This window comes from Clostridium sp. (assembly GCF_018372875.1).
GTDB lineage: Bacteria > Bacillota > Clostridia > Clostridiales > Clostridiaceae > Clostridium.
The window spans coordinates 1-23,431 of record NZ_JAHAIF010000013.1; the positions used below are offsets into that span (position 1 = coordinate 1).

The 23,431-nt window shown below is 29.8% G+C and carries 20 protein-coding genes and 1 tRNA gene; 18 read left to right on the forward strand and 3 right to left on the reverse strand.

Annotated features, from left to right (window positions below; translation table 11 throughout):
• Positions 1-355 precede the first annotated feature (355 nt).
• Positions 356-1,345 (forward strand): Gfo/Idh/MocA family oxidoreductase, encoded by a 990-nt coding sequence (locus KIB46_RS06145; protein WP_291671190.1) that lies wholly within the window; start codon positions 356-358, stop codon positions 1,343-1,345.
• A gap of 36 nt (positions 1,346-1,381) precedes the next feature.
• On the opposite strand, the gene KIB46_RS06150 is transcribed toward KIB46_RS06145, so the two are convergent.
• On the reverse strand, positions 1,382-2,449 hold the full coding sequence (locus tag KIB46_RS06150; protein WP_291671191.1) for a nitronate monooxygenase: 1,068 nt from the start codon (positions 2,447-2,449) through the stop codon (positions 1,382-1,384).
• Between the two features lie 162 nt (positions 2,450-2,611).
• Between KIB46_RS06150 and KIB46_RS06155 the strand changes: the two genes are divergently transcribed.
• The 11 genes from KIB46_RS06155 to KIB46_RS06205 all read left to right on the forward strand — a co-directional run bounded on the left by KIB46_RS06155 (position 2,612) and on the right by KIB46_RS06205 (position 15,344).
• A tRNA-Trp gene (locus KIB46_RS06155) sits at positions 2,612-2,686 on the forward strand.
• Positions 2,687-2,941: 255 nt separating this feature from the next.
• Entirely contained in the window at positions 2,942-4,087 is a 1,146-nt protein-coding gene (locus KIB46_RS06160) for a GH25 family lysozyme (protein ID WP_291671192.1), read from the forward strand.
• Between the two features lie 134 nt (positions 4,088-4,221).
• A complete protein-coding gene (locus tag KIB46_RS06165; RefSeq protein ID WP_027096947.1) occupies positions 4,222-4,404 on the forward strand; it encodes an alpha/beta-type small acid-soluble spore protein in 183 nt (60 codons plus the stop codon).
• Positions 4,405-4,800: 396 nt separating this feature from the next.
• Positions 4,801-5,934 (forward strand): metallophosphoesterase, encoded by a 1,134-nt coding sequence (locus KIB46_RS06170; protein WP_291671193.1) that lies wholly within the window; start codon positions 4,801-4,803, stop codon positions 5,932-5,934.
• Positions 5,924-8,626 (forward strand): AAA family ATPase, encoded by a 2,703-nt coding sequence (locus KIB46_RS06175; RefSeq protein WP_291671194.1) that lies wholly within the window; start codon positions 5,924-5,926, stop codon positions 8,624-8,626. The genes KIB46_RS06170 and KIB46_RS06175 overlap by 11 nt, the downstream gene beginning before the upstream one ends.
• Positions 8,627-8,926: 300 nt before the next feature.
• Positions 8,927-9,811 (forward strand): zinc ABC transporter substrate-binding protein, encoded by an 885-nt coding sequence (locus KIB46_RS06180; RefSeq protein WP_156561274.1) that lies wholly within the window; start codon positions 8,927-8,929, stop codon positions 9,809-9,811.
• A gap of 224 nt (positions 9,812-10,035) precedes the next feature.
• Complete coding sequence (locus KIB46_RS06185) at positions 10,036-11,826, forward strand: MutS family DNA mismatch repair protein (RefSeq protein WP_156561273.1); 1,791 nt, start codon at positions 10,036-10,038, stop codon at positions 11,824-11,826.
• Between the two features lie 114 nt (positions 11,827-11,940).
• Complete coding sequence (locus KIB46_RS06190) at positions 11,941-12,345, forward strand: CBS domain-containing protein (RefSeq protein WP_027096942.1); 405 nt, start codon at positions 11,941-11,943, stop codon at positions 12,343-12,345.
• Between the two features lie 235 nt (positions 12,346-12,580).
• Positions 12,581-12,850 (forward strand): metal-sensing transcriptional repressor, encoded by a 270-nt coding sequence (locus KIB46_RS06195; protein ID WP_049178966.1) that lies wholly within the window; start codon positions 12,581-12,583, stop codon positions 12,848-12,850.
• Positions 12,851-12,873: 23 nt separating this feature from the next.
• Positions 12,874-15,102 carry a heavy metal translocating P-type ATPase gene (locus KIB46_RS06200; RefSeq protein WP_291671195.1) on the forward strand — a complete coding sequence of 743 codons (2,229 nt, stop codon included), beginning with the start codon at positions 12,874-12,876 and terminating at the stop codon, positions 15,100-15,102.
• 32 nt (positions 15,103-15,134) lie between these two features.
• On the forward strand, positions 15,135-15,344 hold the full coding sequence (locus tag KIB46_RS06205) for a cation transporter (protein WP_027096940.1): 210 nt from the start codon (positions 15,135-15,137) through the stop codon (positions 15,342-15,344).
• 87 nt (positions 15,345-15,431) lie between these two features.
• Here KIB46_RS06205 and KIB46_RS06210 read toward each other — a convergent pair whose 3' ends face one another.
• A complete protein-coding gene (locus tag KIB46_RS06210; RefSeq protein ID WP_156561271.1) occupies positions 15,432-16,085 on the reverse strand; it encodes a PspA/IM30 family protein in 654 nt (217 codons plus the stop codon).
• Positions 16,086-16,434: 349 nt separating this feature from the next.
• On the opposite strand from KIB46_RS06210, the gene rpsA reads away from it, so the two are divergent.
• The 3 genes from rpsA to KIB46_RS06225 all read left to right on the forward strand — a co-directional run bounded on the left by rpsA (position 16,435) and on the right by KIB46_RS06225 (position 18,983).
• Positions 16,435-17,580: a 30S ribosomal protein S1 gene (gene rpsA / locus KIB46_RS06215; protein WP_156561270.1), complete on the forward strand. Its 1,146-nt coding sequence runs from the start codon at positions 16,435-16,437 to the stop codon at positions 17,578-17,580.
• Between the two features lie 351 nt (positions 17,581-17,931).
• Complete coding sequence (locus KIB46_RS06220) at positions 17,932-18,267, forward strand: PadR family transcriptional regulator (RefSeq protein ID WP_291671196.1); 336 nt, start codon at positions 17,932-17,934, stop codon at positions 18,265-18,267.
• Positions 18,268-18,272: 5 nt separating this feature from the next.
• On the forward strand, positions 18,273-18,983 hold the full coding sequence (locus tag KIB46_RS06225) for a hypothetical protein (protein ID WP_291671197.1): 711 nt from the start codon (positions 18,273-18,275) through the stop codon (positions 18,981-18,983).
• Positions 18,984-19,271: 288 nt separating this feature from the next.
• Here KIB46_RS06225 and pyk read toward each other — a convergent pair whose 3' ends face one another.
• Complete coding sequence (pyk, locus tag KIB46_RS06230) at positions 19,272-20,690, reverse strand: pyruvate kinase (protein WP_156561269.1); 1,419 nt, start codon at positions 20,688-20,690, stop codon at positions 19,272-19,274.
• Positions 20,691-20,866: 176 nt separating this feature from the next.
• On the opposite strand from pyk, the gene KIB46_RS06235 reads away from it, so the two are divergent.
• From KIB46_RS06235 to KIB46_RS06245, 3 genes are all read left to right on the forward strand, one after another.
• A complete protein-coding gene (locus tag KIB46_RS06235) occupies positions 20,867-22,318 on the forward strand; it encodes an aminoacyl-histidine dipeptidase (RefSeq protein WP_291671198.1) in 1,452 nt (483 codons plus the stop codon).
• Between the two features lie 153 nt (positions 22,319-22,471).
• A complete protein-coding gene (locus tag KIB46_RS06240) occupies positions 22,472-22,651 on the forward strand; it encodes a MarR family transcriptional regulator (protein ID WP_156561267.1) in 180 nt (59 codons plus the stop codon).
• Positions 22,652-22,903: 252 nt separating this feature from the next.
• A complete protein-coding gene (locus tag KIB46_RS06245) occupies positions 22,904-23,410 on the forward strand; it encodes a GNAT family N-acetyltransferase (RefSeq protein ID WP_291671199.1) in 507 nt (168 codons plus the stop codon).
• Positions 23,411-23,431 lie beyond the last annotated feature (21 nt).

Here is a 23,431-nt window from a genome sequence, read left to right on the forward strand (position 1 = left end):
AGAATTCATGGTTCAATAGGTTATATCACCCCTCAAATGAAAGAAGATCAATTTAAAAAATTTTCATAAAAATGTGTCCAAAATATTGACCTAGGTCCACTATAAATATAAAAATATATAAATATATAAATATATAAATATAAGAATATATAAATAAGTGAAATTAGAAAAGAAAATTATAGGACAATAACTAAGAGGTTCAAGATTGAAATAAGAAATTTTTATATATTTTTGGAAAGGTTTGTCTTTAATAAGATAGAATTTATTAATATCCTAGTTGATATAGATGAACTTAAGTATGCAAAAGATATATGGAAGAAACAATAAGAATAAAGCATAGGGGATGATAATTAATATGAGGAAAATTAAATTTGGAATTATAGGGACAAGTAATATATCCCACTGGTTTTTAGATGGAGCTAAAGAGTGTAGGGATTTTGAGTTGGTTGGAGTTTATTCAAGAAGTTTAAGTAAGGCGAAAAAATTTGGTGAACCGTATGGAGCTAAATTATTTTTTGATAGCTTAGAAGAGATGGCAAAGTGTGAAGAGATAGATGCAATATATATAGCATCTCCTAATGCTATTCATGCATCACAGGCAATTTTGTGCATGAATAATAAGAAACATGTTTTAGTTGAAAAAGCCTTTGGATCTAATGCGAAAGAAGTTTTAGACATGATTAAGGCATCCAGAGAAAATGATGTCCTTCTTATGGAAGCAATGAAAACTGTACAAATGCCAAACTTCAAGATACTTAAAGATAATTTATACAAGATTGGTAAGGTTAGAAAGTACTTTGGTAGCTACTGTCAGTACTCTTCTAGATATGATAAATATAAAGCTGGAATTATAGAAAATGCATTTAAAAGAGAATTATCTAATGGAGCATTAATGGATATAGGTGTATATACAATTTATCCAATGGTGGCGTTATTTGGAAAGCCTACTTCTATAAAAGCTGATGCTTATATGCTTAAAACAGGTGTGGATGGGGAAGGTTCTATAGTTTTCAATTATGATGAGATGATGGGAGCTGTTCAGTATTCTAAGATATCAAACTCATATATTCCTTCAGAAATTCAAGGAGAAGAGGGAAGTATAATAATTGAACAAATTAATAGTTTTAATAAAATTATTATAAGGTATAGAGATGGCAGGGAAGAAGTAATTTCAAATGAGCAATTTGAAAAAGAAAGTATGTTTTATGAGGTGGAAGAGTTTATAAAGATTATTAAAGAAGGAAAGAGAGAGTCGGAAATTAATTCACATGAAAATTCTATTCATACAATAGAAATAATGGATGAAGTAAGAAAACAGATAGGTTTAGTTTATCTAGCAGATTAATGTTAAAGAAGAGGTTGACCAAAGCAACCTCTTTTTCTATGCATTTAATAAATCTTGTTTTAATTCATTCATAATATCTTTTACAGTAGAAATTTTATCTATTTTATATGCATTTTCTCCACAGAAGATTAAACCATCATTTAAATTACCACGCACTGCTTGTATAAGAGCTTTACTTATACAGTATGGAGTTATGGCTGGATTACAAGGAGCAAGACACTGATAACATTTTGTTATTTTAATTCTTTCTTTTCTTGTATGTTCAACAAATGGGTTTAATATAGCACGTCCAGGCATTCCAACGGGACTATTAACTATAGATATGTCTTCTTTTTTTGCATTAACATAAGCTTTTTTAAATGCTTCAGAAGCATCACATTCATCTGTAGCAACAAATCTTGTAGCCATTTGCACACCATTGGCACCAAGTCTTAAGTATTTAGCTATATCATTACCGTCAAATATACCTCCAGCTACAATTACAGGGATATCTTTATTATACTTTTCTCTATACTTTTTTACTTCTTCAACTATTTGCACTACATTATTATCAAAATTTGCATCTTCAAGCTCAAGTTTATCTTTAGCGTATCCTAAGTGTCCACCTGCTTTAGGACCTTCTACAATTACCATATCGGCAGTGACGTTGTCGTGCTTATCCCATAACTTTAAAAGAACTTTAGCAGACTTAGGAGTTCCAACTATAGGAGCAATTTTTACACTACTTCCCTTTGTTAGTTTTGGGAGCATAGTTGGAAGACCAGCACCAGATATAATAATATCAATACCAGCTTCAATTGCAGCCTTAACATGTTCAGCATATTCCTTTGTAGCAACCATAATATTTACCCCTAGGATACCGTTTTTACATTTTTCTTTTGCTAATTTTATCTCTTCTTTTAAAGCTTTTAAGTTACACTCTAAAGCGTTATTTTCAAAGTTTTTATCTCTAAATCCAATTTGAGCAGCTGAAATAACACCTATTCCTCCTGCGTTTGTTACGGCAGAAGCAAGATTAGAAAGTGATACTCCAATTCCCATTCCACCCTGAATTATAGGAAGAGGGACTGATAAATTTCCTATTTTTAATGGATTAAATTTCATATATAACAACCTCCTGATAAATCTACAATCAAATATTTTGAAAGTCAAATAATTATAATTATTATAGTTTAAATTATTGACATATACAATGTTTTTATAAAATATTTATTTTTATAATTTGTTGACAGTAGTTAATTATCATGATAAAATTAACTTCGTTATAGGGGTATGGCTCAACGGTAGAGTAGTGGTCTCCAAAACCATTGGTTGTGGGTTCAAATCCTACTGCCCCTGCCAAAAAAGACTTAATGAATTTTCATTAAGTCTTTTTTTTACGTCTAGGAAATTAAATATGTAGGCACATTCTTTCTGTAAAATTTTATTTAAAATTAAAAATTATTTCCAAAAAAATTTAAAGACAGTCGTTAATTGTAGATCTAGAGGCAATTCTCATAAAAAACTCCCTAAACAAATTAATTAACATAGTTATATAAGAAGCAGTGGAACATTTATCATATTCTACATATTTTAATAAAGAGGGGGCGTATTTTTATGGAAAGTAGAAATTCAAATAATTTCAGAGGTATAGACGTAAGTAACTTGCAGGGGGATATTGACTTTGCTAAAGTTAAGCAAAGTGGAATTCAAATGGTATATATGAAAGCCTCTGAAGGTATAACTTTTGTTGATAAAAAATTAAATCAAAATTATTCTAGAGCAAAAGCTCAAGGTTTGAAGATTGGATTTTACCATTACTTTAGGCCATCTTTAGATTCAAAGGCACAAGCAAGACATTTTGCTAATACAATTAGCGGCAAGATATCTGATTGTAAATTAGCATTGGATCTTGAAGTTGCTGATAATTTTAGTAAGAGTGTATTAACAGATAAAGCCTTAACATTTATAAAGGAAATTAAGAGTTTAACAGGTTTAGATATAGTTGTATATACCTACACTTATTTTGCTAGGACTAATATTGATTCAAGATTGGGAGTTTATCCGCTTTGGATAGCTCACTATGGAGTTTCAAGCCCGGGGAGCAATCCAATATGGAATAGTTGGGTAGGATTCCAATATAGTTCTACTGGCAGTGTTCCAGGTATATCAGGAAATTGTGATATGAATGAATTTAAAAATGGAATACTTTTAAATTCTTCATCAGTTCCGCAGGAGCCAGGAAATAATTATGAAACTTATACAGTAAAGGCTGGAGATACTTTATCTGGAATAGCTACTATGTATGGAACAACCTATCAGGAACTAGCGGCACTAAATGGTATTAGTAACCCTAATAAAATTTATGTTGGACAAGTTCTTAAAATAATAAAAGGATCAAATTCCTCTGGTGGGAATACTTCTTCAGGTACAATTTCAGTAGGGTCACAAGTAAAAATCATAGGGTCTAATTATGCTACAGGTCAAGCTATACCATCTTGGGTTAAAAATAATGTGTATACTGTGCAACAGATATCTGGAAATAAGGCTTTAATAAAAGAGATAACAAGTTGGGTTTATATAAGTGATTTAGTGTTAGTTTCAGGTGGGTCATCAGCTCCTGTATACTACACTGTTAAATATGGAGATACTTTATCTGGAATAGCAACTATTTATGGAACAACTTACCAAAAACTTGCTGAATTGAATGGCATTTCTAATGCTAACAGAATATATGCAGGACAGAAAATAAGGGTGAAATAAACTAAAAATGGGTACTTTACCGTTTATTAATTCGTATAGTTAAGTGTTATATGGACAATATAATAGTGTAAGATGAATTGAGTAGTAACTCAATAAATCTTAATAAAAATACCTTAAGCTGAGGAGGGATCAATATGTCAAACAAAGCATTAGTTCCAGAATCTAAATTAGGATTAAACAGATTCAAAAACGAGGTTGCACAAGAGTTAGGAGTTCCATTTTCAGATTATAATGGAGACTTGACTTCAAGACAATGTGGTTCCGTAGGTGGCGAAATGGTAAAAAGAATGGTAGAAGAATACGAAAGTAGATTATAAAAGCACCTACTGACTAGTTTTAGAAGGACAGAATTACCAATGGAAATTACACCGCCAGAAAAATTTGCTTAACACGTATTCATCTACCGGGAGAATGACAACAGTCATTCTCCTTTTATTTTATAGTTTTATAAATTGAATTTAATAAGTTTTTTATATTAGTGATATCTTGAGAAATTTTACATATCATTATGCCTACTTGTATATCAGCAGTTAATAGCCAAGCTCTCCTTTCGTTATTTTTATTAGCTTTTCTTTCTACCTTACAACTAAAAGTCATACTTATATTTTAGAGTGGAAAATAATTCCGTACAAATAGGTGATACATAATATTCCTTATAAACATAAAATGTGGTAAAATGAGAACAAAAGTTCGATTGATTTAAAGGTGATTATATGAAAAGGATACAAATAGTTCATACAGGTGATTTACATTTTGATACTCCTTTTAAAGATGTGGGAGAAAGTCAAAGTAGAATAAATAAAGAAGAGTTAAAAGAGGTCTTTAGGAATATTATCCACTTTTGCAAGGAAAAAGCTGTGGATATCTTGCTATTAGCAGGGGATATATTTGATAATTTTACGTTAAATAGAGAAACTTTGTATTTTATTGAGCAATCATTAAAAGAAATACTTGAAGTTAAAGTTTTTATAAGTCCAGGAAATCATGATCCATACGGAAGCAAGTCTTTTTATAAATTAATAAATTGGCCCAACAATGTTCATATTTTTAAAGGGGATTTAGAAAAGGTATATTTAGAGGATTTAGATATAAATGTATGGGGTTATGGATTTAGAGAAAAGTATATTAGAGAATCTGTACTTAAAGATTTTTCAGAGCCTTCAGATAAAATAAATCTTATGGTTTTACATGGAGAAATTTCGAGTTCCAACAAAGGGAATGAATACAATCCAATTACCTTTGATGATATAAGAAATAGTGGGATGGATTATATTGCATTAGGCCATAGACATAATTTTAGTGGTATAAACAAGGAAGGGCAAACCTTTTATGCCTATAGTGGATGTCCACAAGGTAGAGGTTTTGATGAATTAGGAGATAAGGGAATTATATATGGATATATATCTAAAGGAACTGTAGATTTAGAGTTTGTAAAAACATCTAAAAGAAATTATATTGAGGAACATATAGATATTTCAGATTCTTTTGGATATGAAGAAGTTAAGAAAAGTATTATAGATTCTATTAATGAAAGTGATAGAAAACATAATTTATATAAAATAGTTCTTGAAGGAGAAATATCTCCAGATTTTTCAATAGACGAGGAGTTGCTTAGGGAAAGATTAGGGCTAGATTTTTATTATTGTAAGATAGTTGATAAAACCAGAGTTAAGTATAATATTGAAGAGATTACGAAAGGATATTCTGTTAAATCTTTATATGTAAAGAAAATAATGAATTTAATAGATTTAGCAGAGACGGAAGAAGATAAAGAAGTACTAATGATGGCACTTAAAGTAGGATTATTAAGCCTATCTGAAGGGCAGGTGAATATGAATGATTATTAAAGAGTTAAAAATAGATTCCTTTGGTGGAGTAGAAAATAAGCTTATATCTTTAAATAAGGGATTAAACTTAGTTTATGGTGAAAATGAAGCAGGTAAAAGTACTATAGAGGAATTTATAAAGGTAATGTTATATGGTTTTCCTCAAAAAAGAGGTAAGGGAGATGGGGATAGAAAGAGATATTTACCTTTCAAGGGTGGTGTAATAAGAGGAGAGCTCACACTTGAGCAAGATGGAAGAGAATATATTATAAAAAGGATGTTTGCATTAACTAAAAAAGAAGATACTTGTGAAGTTTTAGATGCTTTAACAGGAGAAGTTGCAAGAAATATTAATATAGAAGAGCCAGGAAAAAGTTTTTTAGGAGTAAATAGGTCAACCTTTGAAAAAACACTATTTATTAGTCAGCTTGGGGTGTCATTTGGAAAAGATAAAGAAGAAGAAATAATGGAGAGAATAACATCTTTATTTGGTTGTACAGAGGAGGAGGTCCCAGCTGCTAAGGCACTGTCTAAGATAGAGGGAATAAAGAAAGAATTAACTACATCTAGAGGAGTAGGTGCTTTAGATGGGTTAAAAAAGAAGTATTCCTCATTATTAGAAGAAAGGTATGAGGGGTACAACATAGCAGAGCAAAATTTAAATTGGGAAAATGAACTTTTACTAGAGAAGGAGAAAAGAAAAACATTAAATGATGAGATAACTAAGCTTGAGTTATATAAAAAATATTTAAAAAAGGTGAAACTTCATAAGGAGTACAAGGATATAAGTGAGTACCTAAAGAAGTCGGAAGAACTTAAAAGAGAAGAAAGAGCCTTGGGAAACCTAATAGATGAGGATTTTATTGATGCTCTTAAGGATGATAATAGGGTTTATTTAGGACTAATAGATAAGAGAGAAGAACTTAAGGAAGTAGTAGAAGAAATAAAAGGGGAATTTAACTGTAATAAAGAGGAGTTAGATAAATATAAGTTTTTAGAAATGTTTGATGATAATATCAAGGAAAAACTTATAAATCTTAAATATGAACAACAAAACTTAGAAGCTAAAATAAACTCAATGAAAGCTTTGGAAGAATCTTTGGCTGAAGATGAAGGGGAGCTTTTAAAGAGAAGGGCTGTAATGAAAAACTTCCATGAAATGAGAGAATATATAGAGGAAATAGAGGAAGTGCTATCATCTTATGAAGATAAGCTAAAAGAAATAAAAGATATTCTTCAACAAAATAATATTCCTAAAAATTTAGATATAAAACTTAAGAAAAGTATGAGCAATATGTATTTAGGTGGAATTCTAGGGGGGATAGGTATAGCATTATCCTTCTTTGGAATACCATTAATGATTTTAGGCATATTATTAATTTCCTTAGGAATTTTTTTAGGGGTTAAAGGTTTTATTGAAGGTAATGCCCTTAAAGGAAAGAAGAATGCATCTAAAAGGGTAGAAGCTTTAAGAAAGGAAATAGATTCAATAGAGTTAAGCTTAGATGGATACATGGAAAAAGTGGATGCAAAAGACTATGGAGATTTAATAACTGCTATAAGAAGATTTAATTCTTACAAGGAATATGAAGAAAGATTGTTACTTAGAATTGAAGAAAAGAAAAAAATGATAAATGAAGAGGGACTTCTTAAAGATAAGAGTAGGTATAATAAGAATTGTGAGATGATTTCATCAATAGAAAGACTATCCTCCTCTAAAGATTTAGATGAGGTGCTAGAAAAGGTAAATATTTTTGAAGGTTTGTCCATTACAAAAGAAAAGCTAGAAGAGGACCTTAACATAAAAACTGAACTTTTAAATGAGCTAAGTTCTAATATAGAAGTCCAAGAAGAAAAGCTTAGAGAAAAGCTAAAGGCTATGGATTTAGACCTAGGAAATTTATTAGATATAGAGCTATATATAAAGGAATATAAGGAAAAGCTTAAAAAGAGAGCTGAAATTCATAGTAATATACTGTCTATTGAGGAAACTTATAAGGTATTACTAAAGGATAGAAATATTGATGAGATTAAAGAAGAACTAAAGGACATAGTTAATGATGAAAATGAGTATTCCTTTGAGTCAGAAGATGAGATTGAAAGGGAAGAAAAGAAAAGATCTAGGGAACTAATAGATTGTGAAAAGAGAATAAAGGATCTTGAAAATAATATAGCTACGAGACTTATAGGGAAAAGAGATTTAGTGAAGATAGAAGAAGAAATACAAGCTGTAGAGGGGGAAATTAGAAAGGGTGATAAAAAAGTTAAGGCTTTAGATATAGCTATGGAAACTTTAAAAGAATCCTTTAATGAAATTAGAAGAGAAGTAGGTCCTGAAATTAATAGAAGGATACTAAATAATTTTAAAGAATTATCTCTTAATAAATATGAGGATGTTAAGCTTGGTGACAATTATGAGATGCTTGTTAGAGATAAAGATAATCTTTTTAAAGGGGATTATTTAAGTAATGGAGCATATGACCAGCTTTATTTATCCTTAAGATTAGCTTTTATAGATATGTTATTTAGTCATGAAGAATGTCCTATAATTTTAGATGATGCCTTTATTCAATATGATGATACTAGAAGAAAGAGGGCTATTGAGCTAATTTATAATAAAATAAAAGGACAGGGAATAATATTTACTTGCCAGCAAAAAGAGAAAGAAATATTAGATGAGATGTGTTGTAAATATAATTTAATAAATTTATAAGAATATGCACATAATTAGCATTTAATCATATATAAGAATAGAACGGAAAGTGTTAGGTTATCAGTAATACTGTTAACCTGATTTTTTTATAATTTCCTTACCTTTAGTAGGAGTGGGGTGGATATTTGTTTTGATGTGACTTGGAGCGTAGCGACGGAACAAGCAAAATAAATATCCATACAACCTTTTTTTAGTTATATTGTCAATAATAGATATATGTGGTTATCTTATTGACAAAAAATAGATGAGAGTATACAATAAGAAATGCAAATGCAAATCATATGCAATAAGGAGTGCGAAATGAAAAAGTTATTAGTAAAACTATCAGTGCTAATGATACTTCCAGTTATGTTAATTGGATGCTCAACTAAAAGTGGTAATGATAATGAACAAAGTGAAAAAGTTAATGTTATGGTTTCTATTAGTCCTTTAAAGGAATTTGCTGAAAGAATAGGTGGAGACAAGATAGAAGTTAGTACTCTTGTTCCTGAAAATGCAGAACCTCATGATATTGATTTTGGACCAAAAGATCTAGAAAAGCTAATGAAAAGCCAAGTATTTGTATACAATGGATTAGGCATGGAACATTGGTTAGAGAATGTTGAAGGACAAATTGATAAAGATAAAGTTAAAATGGTAGATAGTAGTACTGGTGCTGATGTTAGAGTTATAGATGGAAAACAAGACCCGCATTTATGGTTAAGTTTAAGAGAAGCAACAGTTCAAAGTAACAACATAAAAAATGCATTAATAGAAGTAGACCCGGAAAATAAAGATTTCTATGAAGAAAACTATAATAAATTTAAGGATGAACTTGATTCATTATATAATGAATATAAGGATAAGTTTGCTTCAAAGACTCAAAAATATTTTATGACTAGTCATGCAGCTTTTGGATACCTTTGTAGAGACTTTGGATTAACAGAAAATTCACTTCACGATATATTTGGTGAAGGAGAGGTAACAGCCAAGAAGAATGCTGGAGCAATTAATTATTGCAAAGAAAAAGGGATAACAGTTATATTTTCAGAAGGAAGCGAAACTCAAAAGGAAGCAGAAACTATAGCCAATGAAATTGGTGGAAAGGTTGAGCCGATATATAGCTTAGAAACTAAGGTTGAAGGAAAAAGTTATATTGAAGCAATGAGATATAACCTTGAAACAATATATAATTCACTTAAATAGTTAATAATAAATATATATATAAGAGAAATTGCGTTGCAATTTCTCTTTTAAATTATTATAGAAAAAGGTTGTTGTAAATATTGGAAAAAGAATGATGTTATGGTATCTTTAAATAAATTGAAGTTTTAACATTAGAGTAAGTTTTAAGTCTACTTAAGGATTAGGCTTAACTGTTTATAGGAATATTTAATGTTATTAGATAAAAGAATGAAGTGAGGGATTAGATGAGCAGAGCAGAAAACTTTTATAAAGAAAAAATAAATAGTGCAAAAGATAAGATAAATATTTTAGATAAGTCTATATCTTATATTGGCTGGGGGAGATTAGCTATTGTATTAGTTGGGATTGCTGCAGGATATAAGTTATATAAATCAACTAATTTTTTAAATCTTATTTTAGTAGAGTTATTAATTTTAGCGCTATTTATTCTAGTAGCTATAATACATGGTAAAAAAATTAATGAAAGAAATAAATTAAACATTTTATTAGAGATAAATGAAAAAGGTTTAAATAGATTAAATGGAAAATATAAAGAAGATGAGGATAAGGGAGAAGAATTAATTGAAGAGGGGCATTCCTTCTGTGAGGATTTGGATGTTTTTGGCAATAATTCGTTATTCCAGATGGTAAATACCACAAGAACTAAGAGTGGGCGTAAAAAGTTAAAGGAAATATTACTTCTTAAGAACTTACCTTCTAAAGAGGTTGTAAATAAAAAGCAGAAAGCAATAAAAGAACTAGGAGAAAAGGTTGAATGGAGACAAAAACTTTATATAGATGGTACTTTTAAGAAAAAGAAGGGTGAAGAGCTTGAAGAGTTAATAAAGTGGGGAAAGACACCTTCTGAAACAAGCTCTATAAAACTAATAATTGCAGGGATATTTATAGCAGTTACATTAGCTTTAATAATAGCATGTACATTTAAAATATTACCTTTTAGTATAGTTATTTTAGATTTAATGATTAATTACGTTGTTATTAAAATGCTAACAAAGGATATGAACCATGTAATAGAATTATTTCATTCTATTAAAAATAGTGTAAGAGCTTATTCTAATATATTAAATTTAATAGAAAAAGAAGAGTTTACAAGTGAGTATTTAAATGAAACTAAAGCTAAACTCACTATAGGAGGAGAATCTTCTTGCAGTAAGGAAATGAATAGATTAGCAGATCTCTTAGATTGGGTTGGAGACTCAATGGCAAATGCATATTATTTTATTTTAAATGTCTTTGTATTTGCAGATGTATTTATATTATTTAACTTAGATAAATGGAAAGAAAAGAATGGGGACTCTATAGAAAAGTGGCTTGAGGTTATGGGAGAATTTGATGCTCTATCAAGTATATCTAACATAAGTTTTGATCATGAGGATTGGTGTTTTGGAAATATTACTGAAAAAGAAATAAAGGGCGTTAATATGGCTCATCCTTTGATAGGTGATAGAGCAGTTGCCAATACTTATGAATTAGTAACGCCAAAGCAAATAACCTTGATTACTGGGTCAAATATGTCTGGTAAAAGTACATTCTTAAGAACTGTAGGAATAAATCTTTTACTAACTTATATTGGCGCACCAGCTTGTGCAAATGAATTTAGTTGTCCTATTATGAATATTTACACATGCATGAGAACAAAGGATAACTTAGAGGAAAGTATATCTTCTTTCTATGCAGAGATTTTAAGAATAAAGCTTATTATAGATGCTTGTAAAAGAGGAGAAGAGGTATTTGTTTTACTTGATGAAATATTTAAGGGAACTAATTCTAAGGATAGACACATAGGTGCTACTGTTTTAATAAAACAGTTAATATCAAATGGAGCTAGAGGTCTTGTTTCAACACATGACTTGGAACTATGTGATTTAGAAGAAGAGATGAAGGAAGTAGAAAACTACAATTTTAGAGAATATTATAAAGATAATAAAATTCAGTTTGATTATAAGCTTAGAAAAGGTAAGAGTAATACACAAAATGCTGTATATCTAATGAGGCTGGCTGGTATAGATTTTTGAAAATAATTCACTTTATTCCAATAAGAAAGTGGTTAGAAAATCTGACAAGCTATTAGGATTATGTTACAATAAAGTTGTAATGAAAAAGTTTTACTTAATATGAAGGGGAGAGTTATGAATATAGCGTTTTTTCTTACACCAAAGAATGAAGTAGTGTGTGAAAGTTGTGAAGCGACCATGAGACAGGTAATGGAGAAGATGGAGCATCACGGTTATACAGCTATTCCATTAATAGATAAGAGTGGAAAGTATGTTGGAACTCTTACAGAAGGTGACCTTTTATGGAAACTAAAGAATACACCTGATTTAAATTTTAAAAACACAGAATGTGTTAAGGTAAAAGAGATAGATAGAAGAGTATCTCATAAGAGTGTATCAATCAATTCAGATATAGAAAATTTAATTAATTTAGCAATAAATCAAAATTTTGTTCCAGTTGTGGATGACAATGGAATATTTATTGGGATTATAAAGAGAAGTGATATAATTAATTATTGCTATAATGAAATGAAAAAATAGTTAAGAGTTTAGAAGAGGAATCGCAATGCGATTTCTCTTTTTTCCTGTCTAGGAAAGCATAAAATTTCAATTAGCTATAAATTAAAGGTATTATTACATTTTCATATTAAATTAGATTTTATGAAAGGATAATGTCTAATTAATTTATGAATAATAGATTAAGGTGTTGACAAAATAGAAATGAAGTATTAATATCAAATCACACCCCCTACCCAGGGGGTAGAGGAGGTAAAAGATGAATTCTGATAAACAAAAAGCGTTACAAACACTAAAAACTTGTAGGGGACAAGTGGAAGCAATAATTAAAATGTTGGAAGACGAAAGGTATTGTATAGATATTTCAAATCAAATAATTGCAGCTCAAGGATTATTAAAAAAAGCAAATAAGTTAATTCTTACTCAGCATATGCATCATTGTTTAAAAGAGGCTGCAAGCAATGAGGTTGAAAGAGATGTAAAGATTGAGGAAGTTGTGGGGATTGTAAATAAGCTTATTGATAAGTAGTTTTAATAGGAGGAATATAGCTTATGAAAAAAGATTTTAAGGTTACAGGTATGACCTGTGCAGCTTGTTCAAGTAGAGTTGAAAGAGTTTTAAACAAGATGGAAGGGGTTACTAAGGCTGAAGTTAACTTAGCAACTGAAGACCTTCATGTAGATTATGATGATTCAAAACTTAACACTCAGGACATTATAGGAAAAATAGAAAAAGCAGGTTATGGAGCTTATGAAGTAAAAGAAGATACAAAGATTGATGAGACTGATAAAGAAGAGGCTATTAATTCTTTAAAGAAAAGATTTGTACTTTCATTAGTTTTTGCAGTTCCATTACTTTATATATCAATGGGGCATATGATGGGGGCACCCCTACCTAATATTATAAATCCTATGGATAATGCAATGAACTTTGCATTAATTCAATTGATTTTAGTTATACCAGTAATGATTGTAGGTAGAAAATTCTTTATTAGTGGATTTAAAAACCTAGTTCATTTAAGTCCTAATATGGATTCATTAATTGCAATTGGTACATCAGCAGCATTTCTTTATGGAATATATGCAATAGTAAAAATTGCTGGTGGAGATACTCATTTTTCAATGGACTTATACTTTGAATCAGGAGCAACAATTTTAACTTTAATTACTTTAGGTAAATATCTAGAGGCAAAGACAAAAGGAAAGACATCAGAAGCAATTAAAAAGCTTATGGGATTAGCTCCAAAGAAGGCAACAATAATTGTAGATGGTGTAGAAAAAGTTATTTCCATTGATGAAGTTAAGGTTGGAGATGTAATTTTAGTAAAGCCAGGAGAAAAGCTTCCTGTAGATGGTGAAATTATTGAAGGAACAACTACTATAGATGAATCAATGCTTACAGGAGAAAGTATTCCAATAGATAAGAATATTGGAGATAAGGTTTTTGGAGCAAGTATAAATAAATTTGGTATGTTTAAATATAAGGCTACAAAGGTTGGTAAGGATACTGCATTAGCTCAAATAATTAAGCTTGTAGAACAGGCACAAGGATCAAAAGCACCAATAGCTAAAATGGCAGATATTATTTCTGGATACTTTGTACCAACAGTAATAACACTAGCAGTTATTTCAAGTATTGTCTGGGCAATAAGTGGTAAGGGACTAGAATTCTCGCTAACAATATTTATAGCAGTCCTAGTTATAGCTTGCCCATGTGCTTTAGGATTAGCTACTCCAACAGCAATAATGGTTGGAACAGGTAAGGGTGCAGAAAATGGTATTTTAATTAAAAGTGGAGTTGCATTAGAAGGAGCTCATAAAATTAATACTGTTGTATTTGATAAGACAGGTACAATTACAGAAGGTAAACCAAAGGTTACGGATATAGTAACTAAAGGATTAAGCGAAGATGAGTTATTGAGATACGCTTCTTCAGCGGAAAAAGGGTCTGAGCATCCATTAGGAGAAGCTATAGTTGTAGCTGGGATAGAAAGAGAATTAGAGTTATTTGAAATAGCATCCTTTAAATCTGTACCAGGTGAAGGGATAGTTACTTTAATTAATAATAAAAACATTCTTATTGGTAACAATAAGTTAATGAAAAATAACAATATAAATATAACTTCAGTAGAAAATGATGTTAAGCTATTAGCTTCTCAAGGAAAGACACCAATGTATATGGCTATAGATGGGAATTTAGCTGGAGTTATTGCAGTGGCAGATACATTAAAATCAAATAGTAAAAAAGCAGTTGAAGCACTTCATAAACTTGGAATTGAAGTAGTTATGTTAACTGGTGATAATGAAAAGACAGCACAAGCTATTGCTAAGGAAGTAGGGATAGATAAGGTTGTTTCAGATGTATTGCCAGGAGATAAGGCAAATGAAGTTAAGAGACTTCAAGATGAAGGGAAGAATGTGGCTATGGTTGGTGATGGAATAAATGATGCTCCAGCACTTGCAATGGCGAATATAGGTATAGCAATTGGATCAGGTACAGATGTAGCTATAGAATCAGCTGATATTGTTTTAATGAGAAGCGATATTCTAGATGTTGTTGGAGCTATCCAATTAAGTAAGGCAACAATAAAGAATATTAAAGAAAACTTAGGATGGGCATTTGGTTATAATACTTTAGGAATACCAGTAGCTATGGGAATTTTATATGCCTTCGGAGGCCCACTTCTTAATCCAATGATAGCTGCATTTGCTATGAGTTTTAGTTCAGTATCCGTATTATTAAATGCTTTAAGATTAAAAAGATTTAAACCTAAATTTTAATAAAATATAAAGATTTTTTGGAGGGATTTATTATGGCAAAGTTTAAAATTGAAATGAATGGAATGTCTTGTATGCACTGTGTAGGACATGTGAAAAATGCATTTGAAGATTGTGGAAAAGTTAGAGGGATGGATGTAGAAATAAATAAAGCTGTAATTGAAGGAGATTTGACAGAAGAAGAAATTAAAGACATCATTGAAGATGAAGGATATGATGTTGTGAAGATAGAAAAGATAGACTAAAAAAGCTGCCTAAGGGCAGTTTTTTTATTAATAAGATTCATAAAAATAAAGAGAGAAATTGACTAAGCAATTTCTCTCTCTTAACTTTTAAAGTCCTGATTTATATTTTTCTAATTCAGCATCTATGTCAACATCACCTAATTGTTCGAATTCGCTATCAAAGTCATCAATGTTCTTTAATTCTCCAAGACCATTAGCCATAGCCTCTTCTCTAGCAATCTTTCTTTCGATATTATCAATATTAATAGAATTAGTTTTAGTTTCAACATTTGCTAAAACTTCATTAACCTTCTTAGAAGCTTTGGCTGTAGAGTACCTTGCAGCAGCTTCATCCCTATAGCTTCTTGTCTTTTCAAGTTCTTCTTCTAAAGCTCTTAAGTTTTTCTTTAAAGCATCTGCTTGGGCCTTAGATGTATTATAGGTAGTTACTAAAGATTCATACTTCTTATCAGCATCTACCTTCTTTGCTAATGCTCTTTTAGCTAAATCCTCATTATTCTTAGAAAGAGCTAATTTAACTTTTGAATCATAATCAACAGATTCATTTTTAGCAGCATTCATTTTCTTTTCAATTTCATGAACATTACCTAAAACTTGAGCAGAGTTTAATTTAGCTTTGCTTAATTGTTCTTCCATATCCTTAATTTTTTGATCTAGTAATTCAATTGGATTTTCCATTTCATCTAAAGTTGAGTTGACTTTTCCTTTAATCATGTTTGACATTCTTTTAAAAATACCCATGATATAACCTCCTAATTTTATTAGTATTTAATTTAAATATCAAGTACATCATATTATCTAAATTAATATTATAACTAAATTATAATGGTAAAATATTGAAAGTGCAAAGGCGAAATTAACCTATAAAAGGATAAAAGAGTTAAGTGAGAATAAGAGGTATGAAATAACTCTTTATATTGTAAGCTATTTTACTATAGTTATATAATTAAAAATTTTACCTATTTTCTATATTATACCATAAACTTATTTTGGGTAAATATATAATATAATTTATATGCTACTTGTATTAGCGATAACAATAATATAGAATTTAAATTGGATTAAAATTGTATTTTAGGGAGTGATTTATATGACAAATGAAACAAACATGAATAGCATGAGTGAGTTTTTAAATGATTATGACGTTAAGAGAATAAGAGAAGGAGAAATCCTTGATGGTAAGGTTATAGAAGTAAATGATAAGGAAGTAATAGTTAATATAAATTATGCCTTTGATGGAGTTATATCTAAAGAAGAATTAACTTATGAAGGAACAAATCCTGAAGAAGTTGTAACGAAGGGCGATGAGTTTAAAGTATACGTTTTATCACCTAATGATGGAGAAGGATATGTGTTACTTTCAAGAGTTAAGGCTTTAGCAGTTACTGAAAGAGAAGAATTAAAGAAGGCATTTAAATCAGGTGAATTAATAAATGTAAATGTTAAGGAAGCTGTAAAGGGTGGAGTTGTAGCTTATTATGGTGGAGTTAGAGTATTTATTCCAGGTTCTCAATTAGGTAGAGAAAGAGTTGAATCTTCAGCTGTAGTAGGAAAGATTCTTGAAGTTAAGTTAATAGAATTAGATTTAAGAAATAGAAAAGTTGTTGCTTCTAGAAGAGTGATAGAAGAAGAGCAATATCAAGTAGAGAAGAAAAATATGTGGGCTTCTATTAATGAAGGAGAAAAGAGAACAGGTGTTGTAACAAAGATAGCTAAGTTTGGAGCATTTGTTGATATTGGTGGAGTTCAAGGTTTAGTTCATATAAATGATTTAGCTTGGGGAAGAGTTAAGAGAGTTGAAGATGTAGTTAAAGTTGGAGACCAAGTTGAAGTATTTGTTGGTGAAGTAGATAGAGAAAAAGAAAGATTAGCTTTAGTTTTAAAGGATGTTAATAATGAACCATGGAAGGTTCATGGAAGTTCTATAAAAGATGGAGCTGTAATGGAAGGTAAAGTAGTTAGATTAACTAACTTTGGAGCTTTCGTAGAAGTTTTACCTGGAGTTGAGGGATTAGTTCATATTACAGAAATAACTGATGAAAACATAGCTAAAGCAAGTGATGTATTAACTGTAGGACAAAATGTAAAAGTTAAGGTTTTAAGCATTGATACAGAAAATAAGAAGTTAAGCTTAAGCATTAAAGAAGCTGTTGAGAGAAACAAGGAATACATGAAGTATAATGATAATGAAGAAGGATTAAGTTTAGGAGATTTATTTAAAGATCTTAAGTTCTAATTAATTAAACAATAATATGGAGAAATCATATAGAGATTTCTCCATATTTTTTTATTTTTTAGGAAAGCATAAAATTTTAATTAGCTATAAATTAAAGGTGTTATTACATTTTCATATCAAAAAATATAAAATAAAAGATAATAATTTTATAATCTCCTTACATTAAGTACGAAGGGAATAAATATCTATGGACTAAGCGATGGAACAAGCAAAATAAATATTCACCCTATCTTTTTGTTGACAAAAAATGTGAAATAAAATATATTATTAGTAAGTACTATGTAATACATAGTACTTACTTTTTACAAAAGCTACTATGTTATACAAAGTAGGAGAAGGGATAGATTTGTTATGCAAGATAAATCGCAATTATTAAAGGGAGTTTTAGAAGGTTGTATATTGAAAATTGTAAGGCATAAAAAGGAAACTTATGGATATGAAGTTGTAACAGAATTAAGGACTTTTGGCTTTGGTCAATGTACAGAAGGAACGGTTTATCCATTGTTGACAAGATTAGAAAAAAGAAAAAGTTTAGCTTCACAAAAGAAGGAATCTCCACTTGGGCCTCAGAGGAAATATTATTCATTGACTGAAGAAGGAGAACAAGAACTTGAAGAGTTTACAAGAATCTGGGGTGAGTTTAAGGGGTTTGTTGATGGAATATTTAAGTATTATGAAGGGAAGTAGGATTGATGAATAAGTTAGACAAACAAATAAAAGTAAACTATAGCAATATGCTGAAGATAGACAAGAGATATCAGGATTTGGTTACAAATATAGTATGTTATTTAAGAGGTAAATTAAATAGTGTTGATGCAGAAGAAGCAATTAATGATGTAAATGATATTTTATTAGGGGCTCAGTATAGGGGAGAGGATCTAGAGGTATTAGTTGGAGATTATAAGGGGTTTTGCGATAATATAATAGATGCGTATAGGGGAAATGACAAGTGGTATTCTCTAAAATCATATTTCTATGACTTTGGAGGGATTTCCATATATATGCTAGTGTTCTTTATAGCATTAGATATTCTTTCAAGCATACCTACTGTTAAACCATTAACTTTATCTAATATTTTAAATATGAAATATACAATATCATTAGCGCCAATTATATCTCTTATAATTGCTCTTATATTTTCTATTGGTGTAGTAAAATATATATGTATTCATCCTTGGAAAAATGAAAATAAGAAGGAAGCTATAATGTCTTTTATAATTATTTTTATTGTATTATTAGCTATGGTGGCATCAACTTTTTTCTTTAGAAAGATAGAGATATATACTTTTGGTAATATACCAATAATAATTATTATAGCCTCTTTGGTATGCTTAACTGTTATAGGAGCTAATATTATTAAATTAATAAAGGTTAAAAGAATGGATAAGGTATCTAATAAATAATTAAATATATAAATATACAAATATATAAATATAAGCTATAGGAAGATGTTATCTATAGCTTATATTTAATTTTTTTCTATCAAGATTAGAGATATAATTTTCATATTCTTTTACATGTGTTATGCATAAATCCGCAACTACAATTATTAATTTTTAAATAAAAAAACGTACAACTTAGTAAGCAGAACTTAGGTTCAACTTAGCAAACTGTACGTTAAATATATATGTTATAGCATTTATAAAAATTTCAATGTAAGAAAAAACTGAAATTTGATAGTAATATAATCTTTATAGCTTTTCTATTTTTAACATATTTGTTCCACCAGTTTGGGTTGTTGGCATTCCAGCAGCAACAATAATATCATCTCCAGGATTTGCAAAGTCAACCTCAACTGCCTTAGTTTTAGCTTCAGTAAGAATTTCATCTGTGGTATTAAACATTTCGCACTTAAGAGGCATTACTCCAAAGTTTAATGAAAGGCTCCTTCTTACTTCTTCAAAAGGAGTAATTGCAATTATAGGGCATTGTGGTCTATATTTTGATAAAAGTCTAGCGGTAGAACCACTTTTGGTAGCAGCCACTATTGTTTTAGCATTTAGTACAAAGGATGTTCTACAAGCTGAGTAGCTTATAGCATCTGCATAAGAAGATGTTGTAGGATCAATATTTCTATTAAGTAAATGGTCATACTCTAGGTTTTCTTCAGCTTCAATAGCTATCCTAGACATTGTTTCAGCAGCCTCAACCGGGAAGTTACCAGAAGCACTTTCTCCAGAAAGCATTATTGCATCAGTACCATCAAATATTGCATTACATATATCAGATGCTTCTGCTCTTGTTGGAAGAGAGTTTCTTATCATGGAATCTAACATTTGAGTAGCTGTAATAACTATCTTACCTGCAGTATTACACTTCTTTATTATGTTCTTTTGAATTATTGGAACTCTTTCTATAGGAATCTCTACGCCCATATCGCCTCTAGCAACCATAACACCATCAGTTACTTCAATTATTGAATCTATATTATCTACCCCTTCTTGGCTTTCAATTTTAGCAATAATTTTAATATTTTCACCATTATTTTCTTTAAGAACTTTTCTAACTTCTAATATATCACTTGCTTTTCTAATAAATGATGCAGCGATGAAATCTACCCCCATCTTACATCCAAATATAATATCATCTATATCTTTTTCTGTAATAGAAGGAAGTTGTATTTTTACATTAGGGACATTTACCCCCTTATGATTTTTAATCATACCTCCTACTAAAACTTTACACTTAATTTCTTTTCCAATTACATCTATTATTTCAAACTTTAATAGTCCATCATCTACTAAGATGCTACCTCCAACCTTAACATCTTTATATAAAGTTTCATAAGAGATAGAACAGCGCTTATCATCTCCTAGAAGTTCTTCTCCACATACAAATGAGAACTCTTGACCATTTTTTAATTCGATACCATCATTTACAAAATTATGAGTTCTAATTTTAGGACCTTTAATATCAAGAATTATTGCAGTTGAAGAGTTCATTTCCTCTCTTAATTTTTTTATAAGATCAATTTTATCCTTATGGGTTTCATGAGTACCATGAGAAAAGTTTAGTCTTGCAGCACTCATACCAATTGTAATAAATTTTCTTAAAGTTTCTTCATTGTCGCTAGCAGGTCCGATAGTAAAAATCATTTTAGTTTTTTGCATTTGAGATTCCTCCTAAAAATAATGTTTTTTGTCAAAATTATTATGTGCAAACATTAAAAAAGTAAGTAATGTTTATTTATTTTGCACATAATTAAAATAAGAAAATAATTTTATGATATACTGTAGATGTTTATAGTATAATTTTAACATATTATATCTGAAAAGGAGTCAAAATAATGGAAGTTTTACAAAATTTACAACCTTATGAAGTATTTAAATATTTTGAAGAGATATCTAATATCCCAAGGGGATCAGGTAATGAAAAAGCTATAAGTGATTACTTAGTTAACTTTGGTAAGAATCTTGGATTAGAAACAATTCAAGATAAGGCTTTAAATGTAATAATTAAAAAACCTGCAACTAAGGGATATGAAAATGCACCTACAGTTATAATCCAAGGTCATATGGATATGGTGTGTGAAAAGAATAAGGATACAGAACATGATTTTACTAAGGACCCTATAAAGCTAGTTGTTAAGGGGGATGAAATATATGCAGATGGAACTACTTTAGGGGCAGATAATGGTATTGCAGTAGCTTATGCTATGGCAGTTCTTGCAGATAATTCAATAGAACATCCAGCTATAGAAGTTCTTTTAACTACAGATGAAGAAACAGGCATGACTGGTGCTATGAACATAAATAAAGATGACATACAAGGAAAGATACTTCTTAATATTGATAGTGAAGAAGAAGGGTATTTACTAGTAAGTTGTGCTGGTGGAATAAGAACTAAATCTTCTTTAGATATTACTTGGGAAGTTTTAAATGATGAAAAGATATTTGAAATATCAGTAAGAGGATTAAAGGGTGGTCATTCAGGTGCTGATATTCATGAATGGAGAGGTAACTCTAACAAACTTATGGGTAGAGTATTAAAAGACTTATTAGAAAAGATAGATTACAAAATAGTATCTATTAATGGTGGTTCTAAGAATAATGCTATACCAAGAGAAGCAGATGGAATCCTAGCTATAAAGTCAGCAGATGAAGAAAAGCTAGTAAGAATAGTTGAAACATGGGATAAGGTATTTAAAAAGGAATTAGAAGCACAAGATCCAGGAGTTTCTTTAACTGTTAAGGAAGTTTCGGTAGAAAGCAAGAAGGCGTTTAATAAGGAAACTACTGAAAAGGCTGTGAACTTATTATTTGTTTATCCTAATGGAGTGAATACAATGAGCCGTAATATAGATGGCTTAGTTGAAAGTTCAACCAATATAGGTATACTTACAACTACTGACTCAGAAGTTATTTTTGATAGCGCTGTTAGAAGTTCAGTACCATCTTTAAGAGCTAATATAGAAGAGAAGGTTAAGACAATTACTGAATTAGCTGGAGCTAAATATTCTGCTAATGATGGATATCCAGGTTGGGAATATAAAGCGGATTCTAAAATAAGAGAGATTTGCAAAGATGTATATAAGAAGATGTATGGTGAGGAACCTGTAGTTTATGCTTTACATGCCGGAGTTGAATGTGGATTATTTGAAGAAATCCTTGGGGATTTAGATATGATAAGCTTTGGACCTAATATAAGAGGAGCTCATACTCCAGAAGAACATTTATCTATTTCTTCTACTAAGAAGGTATGGGAATACTTATTAGAAGTATTAAAGGCTATTAAGTAATATAACGGAGGAACTGCTTTATAGCAGTTTCTTTCTTTTTTATTAATAAAGTATTATAGTGATTATTGATATTAACAAAGAATCAGTATTGATTAATTAACATGATATGGGTATAATGTTAATATATTAATAAAATTTTAGGAGGAATAGAAGATGGACGTTAAAGAAAAAGTGTTAGAAGTCTTAAATAATTCAGCTGAACCTTTAAAGGGAGGACAAATTGCAGAAATATCTGGGTTAGATAAGAAAGATGTAGATAAGGCAATTAAGGCTCTTAAGGCGGAAGAAAAGATCATATCTCCAAAGAGATGCTTTTATACAGCTAATAAATAGAAAATATTAAGGGACTATCTATTGATGGTCTCTTTTTTCTGTCTAGAAAAATATAAAATTTAAATTAGATATAAATCAAATATATTGTTACATTGCTGTGACTTGGAGCTTGCTATGGAAGAAGCAAAATAAATATCAACCCCACCTTTTTTGTCTAAAAAACTATGGATAACTATTCATTAATTAAAGGAAGGGAATATAAACTCTCTGTAGAATTATTATATTTAAGTGATTTAATGGGAGGAGAGTTAGTTGGTATATATTGGATTTGAATTTAAGGACTATGTAGTGTCCAGTGTAGAAGAAGATGGACTAGAAGAATTAAATAATTGGATAAAAATAAATAATAGTGAAGATCATACTTGCTATTCATTAGATAGTCAAATGTTTTATAGAAGATTTTTAGAATATTATGTAACAGAAAATGAATTCTTTTTAGAGATACACAAAAATAATGAGCTTGTTGGAGTGTTTAAAGGAAGATTAGAGTTAGAAAATAAGAAAGAATTATTTATATGGCTTTTTATAATAAAAAAAGAATTAAGGAATGAAGGCCATGGTTCTGAAATTGTGTCAGGAGTCATAGAATATTTTATAAGACAATATACAATAGATACTATAAAAGTTGGAGTTGTACAAAACAATTTAGAGGGCATTTCTTTTTGGGATAGTAAAGGATTCAAAGTAGAAAGGATAGCTAAAGACTTTTTTCAGGATGAAGAAGAAAGTGGAAGAAATCTTGTTATTATGCAAAGATAATAATATGTAAATAAAATAGCT

Bases quoted from the DNA above. Each gene is read 5' to 3' on its own strand.
- KIB46_RS06200 (WP_291671195.1), top strand. From the start codon at position 12,874: ATGAAAAAAGATTTTAAGGTTACAGGTATGACCTGTGCAGCTTGTTCA.
- KIB46_RS06195 (WP_049178966.1), top strand. From the start codon at position 12,581: ATGAATTCTGATAAACAAAAAGCGTTACAAACACTAAAAACTTGTAGG.
- KIB46_RS06175 (WP_291671194.1), top strand. From the start codon at position 5,924: ATGATTATTAAAGAGTTAAAAATAGATTCCTTTGGTGGAGTAGAAAAT.
- KIB46_RS06180 (WP_156561274.1), top strand. From the start codon at position 8,927: ATGAAAAAGTTATTAGTAAAACTATCAGTGCTAATGATACTTCCAGTT.
- KIB46_RS06145 (WP_291671190.1), top strand. From the start codon at position 356: ATGAGGAAAATTAAATTTGGAATTATAGGGACAAGTAATATATCCCAC.
- KIB46_RS06170 (WP_291671193.1), top strand. From the start codon at position 4,801: ATGAAAAGGATACAAATAGTTCATACAGGTGATTTACATTTTGATACT.
- KIB46_RS06220 (WP_291671196.1), top strand. From the start codon at position 17,932: ATGCAAGATAAATCGCAATTATTAAAGGGAGTTTTAGAAGGTTGTATA.
- KIB46_RS06240 (WP_156561267.1), top strand. From the start codon at position 22,472: ATGGACGTTAAAGAAAAAGTGTTAGAAGTCTTAAATAATTCAGCTGAA.
- KIB46_RS06165 (WP_027096947.1), top strand. From the start codon at position 4,222: ATGTCAAACAAAGCATTAGTTCCAGAATCTAAATTAGGATTAAACAGA.
- KIB46_RS06235 (WP_291671198.1), top strand. From the start codon at position 20,867: ATGGAAGTTTTACAAAATTTACAACCTTATGAAGTATTTAAATATTTT.
- KIB46_RS06210 (WP_156561271.1), bottom strand. From the start codon at position 16,085: ATGGGTATTTTTAAAAGAATGTCAAACATGATTAAAGGAAAAGTCAAC.
- rpsA (WP_156561270.1), top strand. From the start codon at position 16,435: ATGACAAATGAAACAAACATGAATAGCATGAGTGAGTTTTTAAATGAT.
- KIB46_RS06150 (WP_291671191.1), bottom strand. From the start codon at position 2,449: ATGAAATTTAATCCATTAAAAATAGGAAATTTATCAGTCCCTCTTCCT.
- KIB46_RS06205 (WP_027096940.1), top strand. From the start codon at position 15,135: ATGGCAAAGTTTAAAATTGAAATGAATGGAATGTCTTGTATGCACTGT.
- KIB46_RS06160 (WP_291671192.1), top strand. From the start codon at position 2,942: ATGGAAAGTAGAAATTCAAATAATTTCAGAGGTATAGACGTAAGTAAC.
- KIB46_RS06225 (WP_291671197.1), top strand. From the start codon at position 18,273: ATGAATAAGTTAGACAAACAAATAAAAGTAAACTATAGCAATATGCTG.
- pyk (WP_156561269.1), bottom strand. From the start codon at position 20,690: ATGCAAAAAACTAAAATGATTTTTACTATCGGACCTGCTAGCGACAAT.
- KIB46_RS06185 (WP_156561273.1), top strand. From the start codon at position 10,036: ATGAGCAGAGCAGAAAACTTTTATAAAGAAAAAATAAATAGTGCAAAA.
- KIB46_RS06190 (WP_027096942.1), top strand. From the start codon at position 11,941: ATGAATATAGCGTTTTTTCTTACACCAAAGAATGAAGTAGTGTGTGAA.